Source organism: Streptomyces aurantiacus (assembly GCF_001418335.1).
Classification (GTDB): Bacteria; Actinomycetota; Actinomycetes; order Streptomycetales; family Streptomycetaceae; genus Streptomyces; species Streptomyces aurantiacus.
Genome location: NZ_LIPP01000291.1, coordinates 1 through 7,865 on the forward strand (window position 1 = coordinate 1; position 7,865 = coordinate 7,865).

7 protein-coding genes are annotated in these 7,865 nt (G+C 69.1%); 5 read left to right on the forward strand and 2 right to left on the reverse strand.

Annotated elements, in window-relative coordinates; translation table 11 throughout:
* On the forward strand, positions 1 to 523 hold a 523-nt coding region (locus AOK01_RS31560; RefSeq protein ID WP_055517671.1), incomplete at its 5' end, for an SDR family NAD(P)-dependent oxidoreductase.
* Positions 523 to 723, forward strand: coding sequence for a hypothetical protein (locus AOK01_RS31565; RefSeq protein WP_055517673.1), 201 nt, complete (start codon positions 523 to 525; stop codon positions 721 to 723). The genes AOK01_RS31560 and AOK01_RS31565, both read left to right, overlap by 1 nt.
* A gap of 64 nt (positions 724 to 787) precedes the next feature.
* On the opposite strand, the gene AOK01_RS31570 is transcribed toward AOK01_RS31565, so the two are convergent.
* Positions 788 to 1,981 (reverse strand): RtcB family protein, encoded by a 1,194-nt coding sequence (locus AOK01_RS31570; protein ID WP_055517674.1) that lies wholly within the window; start codon positions 1,979 to 1,981, stop codon positions 788 to 790.
* A gap of 205 nt (positions 1,982 to 2,186) precedes the next feature.
* Here AOK01_RS31570 and AOK01_RS31575 point away from each other — a divergent pair, with 205 nt between their 5' ends.
* The 3 genes from AOK01_RS31575 (at position 2,187) to AOK01_RS31585 (ending at position 5,711) form a co-directional block, all read left to right on the forward strand.
* Entirely contained in the window at positions 2,187 to 3,092 is a 906-nt protein-coding gene (locus AOK01_RS31575; protein WP_055517676.1) for a hypothetical protein, read from the forward strand.
* 146 nt (positions 3,093 to 3,238) lie between these two features.
* Entirely contained in the window at positions 3,239 to 4,150 is a 912-nt protein-coding gene (locus AOK01_RS31580; protein WP_055517678.1) for a DUF3558 family protein, read from the forward strand.
* A gap of 160 nt (positions 4,151 to 4,310) precedes the next feature.
* Positions 4,311 to 5,711 (forward strand): DUF2637 domain-containing protein, encoded by a 1,401-nt coding sequence (locus tag AOK01_RS31585; protein ID WP_055517679.1) that lies wholly within the window; start codon positions 4,311 to 4,313, stop codon positions 5,709 to 5,711.
* A gap of 120 nt (positions 5,712 to 5,831) precedes the next feature.
* On the opposite strand, the gene lysS is transcribed toward AOK01_RS31585, so the two are convergent.
* The gene (gene lysS, locus AOK01_RS31590) at positions 5,832 to 7,577 is read right to left on the reverse strand and encodes a lysine--tRNA ligase (protein ID WP_055517681.1); all 1,746 of its coding nucleotides are present in this window, start codon (positions 7,575 to 7,577) and stop codon (positions 5,832 to 5,834) included.
* Positions 7,578 to 7,865: the final 288 nt, after the last annotated feature.

A 7,865-nucleotide genomic window follows, 5' to 3' on the forward strand; every position in this document is an offset into this window, starting at 1 on the left:
CGTCCTGATCAACAACGCGGGCGGCGCGCTCGGCGCCGACCCGGTCGCGTCCGGCGACCCGGACCAGTGGCGCCAGATGTACGAGACGAACGTCATCGGCACGCTCAACGTCACCCAGGCCCTCCTCCCCGCGCTGACCGCGTCGGGCGACGGCACGGTGGTCGTGGTCTCCTCGACCGCGGGCCTCAGCACCTACGAGGGCGGCGCCGGCTACGTGGCCGCCAAGCACGCCGAGCACGTCCTCGCCGAGACCCTCCGTCTGGAGATCGTCGGCACACCGGTACGGGTCATCGAGATCGCCCCCGGCATGGTGCGGACCGACGAGTTCGCCCTGACCCGCTTCGGCGGCGACACCGAGAAGGCCGCGAAGGTCTACGCCGGGGTGGCCGAACCCCTCACCGCCGAGGACGTCGCCGACACGATCACATGGACGGTCACCCGCCCCTCCCACGTCAACATCGACCTCCTGGTGGTACGCCCCCGCGCCCAGGCCTCCAACACGAAGGTCCACAGGGAGCTGTAGTGCCGGACACCGAACCGCCGCGGGAGCCGGACACCGTGCCACCGCCCACCGAGGCATCGCCCGCCCGGGAGCAGGAGCAACGCCGCCTGGCCCAGGAGAAGAAGGACGAACGCTACGTCTGGTGGTACCTGGCGTACTTCCTCTTCGGCATCCACATCGTGGCGTTCGTGATGATCTACGCGGTCATGCACGCGAAGTAGTACAGCCGCTGCCGATCGGGCGACGGCCCCGAGCCGATCCGGCTCGGGGCCGACACACACCCGCTCAACCCTTCACGCACACGACCTGCTTCAGCTTCGCCACGACCTCGACCAGGTCCCGCTGCTGGTCGATGACCTGCTCGATCGGCTTGTACGCGGCCGGGATCTCGTCCACGACGCCGGAGTCCTTCCGGCACTCCACACCCCGTGTCTGCTCCTCCAGGTCCTTCGTCGAGAAGCGACGCTTGGCGGCGGTGCGGCTCATCCGCCGGCCCGCCCCGTGCGAGGCCGAGTTGAAGGCCTTCTCGTTGCCGAGGCCCTTCACGATGTACGAGCCCGTGCCCATCGAGCCCGGAATGATCCCGTACTCTCCGGAGCCCGCGCGGATCGCCCCCTTGCGGGTGACGAGCAGGTCCATGCCCTCGTAGCGCTCCTCGGCCACGTAGTTGTGGTGTGCGCTGATCTCGGCCTCGAAGGTCGGCTTCGCTTTCTTGAACTCCTTGCCGATCACTCCCTTCAGCAGCGCCATCATGAGCGAGCGGTTGTATTTCGCGTACTCCTGCGCCCAGAAAAGGTCGTTGCGGTACGCCGCCATCTGCGGAGTGTCCGCAATGAAGACGGCGAGGTCACGATCGATCAGGCCCTGATTGTGCGAAAGCCGCTGGGCGATACCGATGTGGTGCTCGGCCAGTTCCTTGCCGATGTTCCGGGATCCGGAATGCAGCATGAGCCAGACCGAGCCGTCCTCGCTCAGGCAAATCTCGACAAAGTGATTTCCGGATCCAAGCGTGCCCATCTGCTTCGTGGCGCGTCCCTGACGGAACTTGACCGCTTCCGCGACCCCGTCGAACCGCCCCCAGAAGTCGTCCCACCCTCCGGTGGCGAACCCGTGCATCCGTCCCGGGTCGACCGGGCTGTCATGCATTCCTCGGCCCACCGGAATCGCCTCTTCCACCTTCGACCGGAGCCGGGAAAGGTCTCCCGGCAGGTCGTTGGCCGTCAGGGACGTCTTGACCGCCGACATGCCGCAGCCGATGTCCACCCCGACCGCCGCGGGACACACCGCACCCTGCATCGCGATGACCGACCCGACCGTCGCGCCCTTCCCGTAGTGCACGTCCGGCATGACGGCCAGGCCCTTGATCCAGGGCAGCGTGGCGACGTTGCGCAGCTGCTGCATCGCGCCGTCGTCCACCGACGCCGGATCCGCCCACATACGGATCGGAACCTTCGCCCCCGGCATTTCCACGTATGACATATCGTCCTCATTCCCCCGGAAAACCTACAGAAGTCTCACATCGCAAAACCGGCGCCAAGGCCAACGATTGGGACAGCGGACCGGCATCCACGGCAGTGCGTGCGATACACATTGTCTCCAGGGGCCACCCCCGTGCGGCAACCGAATAACCACAGGACATCCTGGTCGCGAGCATTTCGAGCGACGTGTCGAGAGGAGCCCCACCGTGCAGCGGAAGGCGTACGTACCCGGCGTCGCCGCGCTCCTCGCGGCGCTGCTGGCCGGCTGCACCGGCGGATCGTCGGACGGCGGCAGCGCCGACGACGCGAAGCCGGGCAGCTCGGCGACGACGGCCACCGCGGCCCAGCCCGGCAAGTACCGCACGCTCCCGGAGCCCTGCGGCGCGGTGTCGCAGAGCACGCTGGACTCGCTGCTGCCGGGCATCGAGCAGCTGACGGACGAGGAGCAGCGCGAGAAGGCGTACGAGGGCACGGCGACGGTCACGTACGACACGGACCGGAAGGTCGGCTGTCGCTGGAAGGCGGAGTCGCCGACCGCGACGGACCATCTGCTGGTGGATTTCGAGCGGGTGGTCTCGTACGACAACGCGGTGAGCGACGACGACCGCGCGACGGAGATCTACGTGAAGAAGGAGGTGGCGGCGGACCTCCCGGAGCCGGTCGCAACGTCATCCGACTCACCTGATACCCCCGATACGCCTGATTCACCTGATGCGTCCGAGTCGCCCGACTCAACCGATTCGTCTGGGTCGTCAGGGGCGTCGGCGTCATCCGGCTCCGCCGCGTCCCCCTCCGTTTCGGAGGAGGCCGGCTCGGAGGAGTCCGGTTCCGACGCGACGTCGGGTTCCGGCGAATCCGGTGTCCCGGGTTCCACCCCGGCCGCCCTCCAGCCCCGCACGCTCGACGGTCTGGGCGACACGGCGTTCCTCGACGACGCGCTGAACGACTCCGGGCGGCGCACGGTGACTGTGGTGTTCCGCACGTCCAACGTGGTCGTGACGATCCAGTACGACGAGCAGCCGGCGACCACGACGGACGTCCCGAGCAGCGAGGACATGCAGGACAGGGCGCGGAAACTGGCGGGCCAGCTCGCCGGGACGTTCAGCGGTTAGGGGCGTTCGGCGGGGTTTTCGGCCTCGGCGGAACCTGCGCCGCACATGTCCCGTTCGGCGTACCGTGGCCCCTCGGACACGACCGAGTGCGGCCGGCGGAGAACGCCGCCGTTCGCACGTACCCGATCGTCTTGAGTGAAGGAACCATGCACCGATCCGTACAGCGACACCGTCAGCGACTCACCCGCATCGTCGTGGGGGCGGCCGCCCTCCCGGTGATGCTCGTCGCCTCCGGCTGCTCCTCGGACTCCGGCGACGGCTCCGGCGACGACGCGAAGAAGAACTCCGGCGCCTCGGCCTCGTCCTCCGCCACGGAGGCGGGCACGGTGGTGAAGGAGGCGGCGTACGCGAAGCTTCCCGAGCCGTGCAAGGTGTTCTCGTCGAAGACGCTGAAGGATTTGGTCCCCAAGGGCACCAAGTCCAACAAGGAGGGCGAGTCGGACGACATCGCGACGCGCGGCAACTGCTCCTGGGACAGCCTGGACAACAAGGGTGTGAAGGGTTCGCAGTTCCGCTGGCTGAACGTGTCGCTGCTGCGTTTCGAGTCGGACGAAAGCCGTGGCACGGGCGAGAAGCTGGCCGGGGAGTACTACACGAAGCACGCCGAGGACGCGCGCTCGGTGGCGGACGCGAAGAACACCAAGTCGCAGCCGGTGTCCGGCACGGGCAACGAGGCGACGCTGGTGACGTACGACCTGAAGAAGAAGGAAGGCACCTTCAAGCAGCAGACGCTCGTGACGCGGGTCGAGAACGTCGTCGTGACGGTCGACTACAACGGCGCGGGTCTCGCGGGTGATGACTCCCCGAAGGCCGCCGATCTGCAGAAGGCGGCGCAGAAGGCCGCGAAGGAAGCCGTCCAGGCGGTCGTGACCGCGAACGACGGCGGCGGCGACGGCAGTGGCGCCGGGTCCGGTTCGGGCGCCGGGGCGACGCCGGGCAACAGCGCCAGTGCGAGCGTGAGCGCGAGCCCGAGCAAGGCGGCCGGCAAGGGGTCGAGCCTCGGCAAGGGGTCCGACGACGGCGCGAGCCCCAGCAAGTCCGCGACCAAGAAGGACTGACGAAGGACTGAGGAAGCCCTGCCGAAGGCCTGGCGGGGGGACCGCCGGGGGGACTGCCGGGGGGCCGATTTCGCGGCCTCCGACCGTACCGGGCACTCGTACCCCGTACACATGTGCCACTCTGTTGCGCGCAACACGTCGTAACGGAAGGGGAGTACGGGTGACCGCGCCCATCGAGCTCACGAAGACGCACCGGATTCTCATCGGGGTGGTCGTCTTCGGAGCGGTCGTCATCGCCGCCATCGGCTTCGCCGGTTCCTACGCGGCGGTGCGCGAACTCGCTCTGGAGAAGGGCTTCGGGCGGTTCAGCTACGTCTTCCCGATCGGTATCGACGCGGGGATATGCGTCCTGCTCTCGCTCGACCTGCTCCTCACCTGGATCAGGATTCCCTTCCCGCTGCTGCGCCAGACGGCGTGGCTGCTGACGGTGGCGACGATCGCGTTCAACGGCGCCGCCGCCTGGCCGGACCCGCTGGGCGTGGGCATGCACGCGGTGATCCCGATCCTGTTCGTGGTCTCCGTGGAGGCGGCCCGGCACGCGATCGGCCGGATCGCGGACATCACGGCCGACAAGCACATGGAGGGCGTGCGCCTCACCCGCTGGCTGCTCTCCCCGCTCCCCACGTTCCTGCTGTGGCGCCGGATGAAGCTGTGGGAGCTGCGCTCCTACGAGCAGGTCATCAAGCTGGAGCAGGAACGTCTCGTCTACCAGGCACGGCTGCGCTCCCGCTTCGGCCGGGCCTGGCGCCGCAAGGCCCCGGTGGAGTCCCTGATGCCGCTGCGGCTGGCCCGTTACGGCGTGCCGCTGGCGGAGACGGCCCCTTCGGGCCTGGCGGCGGCGGGCATCGAGCCCGCGCTGCTGCCGCCGGCGCCGCAGCCCGCTCTGGAGCCCGCCTTGGCGGCGGCCGACGCGGCCACGGGCAGCCGCACCCCCGAGACGGCACGGGCCCGGACGCAGGGTCCCGCTCCCGAGGGCGACGAATTCCCCGAGGGACCGGACCACGCCGAGCCGCAGAATCAGTGGCTCCATGCGCGGGACCCCCAGTCCGTCGAGTACCAGGGCGGCTACGACCCGACGTACGACCCGGCGTTCGACCTGGAGACCGCGGACACCGAGTGGATCGAGGAACAGCGGCGGGCCGAACAGTTCGAGGAGCAGCGGCAGTTCAGGGCGCAGCGGCGGTTCGAGGAGCAGCGGCAGTTCGAGCAGGAGACGTTCCCGCCGCAACAGTACGAGGAACCGCCGGCCCCGGACCCCTCCCCGGAATTCCCTCCGGAATTCTCTCCGGAGGACACCGGCACCTTCCCGATCCCGGCAGGACCGGGACGCACCCGTGAAATGGGGGCGGGCGGCGGCACTCCGGAGCCGACACCGACGGAGGAGGACTACTACATGGTCTTCAAGAAGTCGATAGACGGCAGCTATCCGACCTCGGGTCAGCTCAGGGGTGACGTGGAGGCGACGTACGGCAACGTCCTTCCGCAGCGCGAGGCCGACCGGCTGGTCACCCGCTTCACCGCTCGCCACACGGCGGAACTCCAGGAAGACCACATCGCGTAACGACCGTAACGACAAGCGCGCTTAGCGAGTGGGTACGTGGCTGGGGGCGCCCGGAGATCTCCGGGCGCCCCCAGCCACGTACAGCCAGCCACGTACGACGACCGTGGTGCGGCCTGCCGCCTACTCGCCGAGCAGCTTCCTCACCCGCTCCTGGCCCACGGCGAGGAGCAGGGTGGGCAGGCGCGGGCCGGTGTCGCGGCCGACGAGCAGGTGGTAGAGCAGCGCGAAGAACGTGCGCTGGGCGACCTTGATCTCCGCCGGGAGTTCCTTGGGGCCCGCGTCGGCGGGGAAGCCGGCCTGGACCTTCGGAACGCCGTACACGAGGTGGGTGAGACCGTCCAGCGACCAGTGCGTGTCGAGGCCGTCGAGCAGCAGCCGCAGGGAGGCGCGGCCCTGGTCGTCGAGGGACTTGAGCAGGTCGGTGTCGGCCTCGGCCCGGACGACGGTGCGCTGGTCGGCGGGGACCTGGGTGTTGATCCAGGCCTCGGCCCTGTCGAGGCGCGGCCTGACCTCGTCGAGCGACGTGATCGGGTCTGCGGGGTCGAGTTCACTGAGGATGCGCAGGGTCTGGTCCTCGGCGCCTGCGGTGATGTCGGCGACGGAGGCGAGGGTGCGGTAGGCCATCGGGCGGGGCGTCCGCGGAAGCTCGCCCGCGGCGGTGCCGACGGCGCGCGCGTGGGCGGCGACGTCCCCCGGGAGGGCCGTGCCGTCGGCGACCTTGCCTGCCAGCTTGTCCCACTCGTCGTAGAGCCGCTGGATCTCCTGGTCGAAGGCGATCTTGAACGACTGGTTGGGCCTGCGGCGGGCGTAGAGCCAGCGCAGGAGCTGCGGCTCCATGATCTTCAGCGCGTCGCCCGGGGTGGGCACGCCGCCCTTGGAGGACGACATCTTCGCCATCCCGGAGATCCCCACGAAGGCGTACATGGGCCCGATGGGCTGCTTGCCGCCGAAGATGCCGCCGACGATCCGGCCGCCGACCTGGAAGCTGGACCCTGGCGAGGAGTGGTCGACGCCGCTGGGCTCGAAGACGACGCCCTCGTAGGCCCAGCGCATCGGCCAGTCGACCTTCCAGACGAGCTTGCCGCGGTTGAACTCGCTGAGCCGGACGGTCTCCGAGAAGGCGCACTCGGCGCAGGTGTACGTCAACTCGGTGGTGTCGTCGTCGTAGGCCGTGACGGTGGTGAGGTCCTTGCCGCAGTCACCGCAGTAGGGCTTGTACGGGAAGTATCCGGCGGAGCCGGTGCCGTCGTCCTCGGCGGCCGCGCCGGACCCCTCGGCCGCTTCGAGCTCGGCCTCGTCGAGAGGCTTCTGCGACTGCTGCTTCTTGGCGGGGGCCTTCTTGGTGCGGTACTGGTCGAGGATCGCGTCGATGTCACCGCGGTGCTTCATCGCGTGCAGGATCTGCTCGCGGTAGACGCCCGAGGTGTACTGCTCGGTCTGGCTGATCCCGTCGAACTCGACGCCCATCTCCGCGAGCGCCTCGACCATGGCGGCCTTGAAGTGCTCGGCCCAGTTCGGGTAGGGGGAGCCCTGCGGGGCGGGTACGGCGGTCAGGGGCCTGCCGATGTGCTCGGCCCAGGACGCGTCGGTGCCCGGAACGCCGTTCGGCACCTTCCGGTACCGGTCGTAGTCGTCCCACGAGATCAGGTGCCTGACCTCGTGGCCGCGGCGCCGGATCTCGTCGGCGACGAGGTGCGGGGTCATGACCTCGCGCAGGTTGCCCAGGTGGATGGGACCGGAGGGGGACAGTCCGGACGCGACGACGACGGGTTTTCCCGGGGCTCGGCGCTCCGACTCCTCGATGACCTCATCCGCGAAACGGGAGACCCAGTCGGTGGTCTCGGTGCTCTGAGCCACGATCGGCACGTCCTTCTTTCCTCAGGGGTGTCATGGGCCGGCGGTACGGTTCGCACGGCTGACCGCACCATTCTCCCAGCTGGCCACGCATCCACGAAAACGGCTTTTCATCGCCCCCGCCGCCCCTACCCTTCCCGTCGCTTCTGGGGGCTGCCGCCCCCAGAAGCGACGGGAAGGGTAGGGGCGGCGGGGGCGATGAAAAGCCGTTTTCGTGGATGCGTGGCCAGCTGGGAGAATGGTGCGGTCAGCCGTGCGAACCGTACCGCCGGCCCATGACACCCCTGAGGAAAGAAGGAC

What these genes read in the sequence shown, in the direction of transcription:
- AOK01_RS31570 (WP_055517674.1), bottom strand. Translation starts at nt 1,981, where the DNA reads ATGTCATACGTGGAAATGCCGGGGGCGAAGGTTCCGATCCGTATGTGG.
- AOK01_RS31580 (WP_055517678.1), top strand. Translation starts at nt 3,239, where the DNA reads ATGCACCGATCCGTACAGCGACACCGTCAGCGACTCACCCGCATCGTC.